The following is a 210-nucleotide window of genomic DNA, read 5'->3' on the forward strand; positions in this document are numbered from 1 at the left end:
TTCAGTCTTTTGAATATGTCTTGGTGATGATTTTGGCACAGCTGCCAGGCTATGTGGCCGCAGCATGGCTGGTCGAAAAGCTGGGACGTAAAGCAACCTTGGCTGGTTTTATTGGCATGTGTGCAGTTTCCGCGTATTTCTTTGGTCAAGCTGATACTGTGAGCATGATCATGTTCTGGGGTTGTTTGATGTCATTCTTTAACCTCGGTG

The 210-nt window shown here is 46.7% G+C and carries 1 pseudogene; it reads left to right on the forward strand.

The window, feature by feature from the left end:
* Positions 1-210, forward strand: a pseudogene (locus RRF55_RS29310) (MFS transporter); the annotation flags it as partial.

This window comes from Klebsiella sp. K47 (genome assembly GCF_051858335.1).
GTDB lineage: Bacteria > Pseudomonadota > Gammaproteobacteria > Enterobacterales > Enterobacteriaceae > Klebsiella > Klebsiella pneumoniae.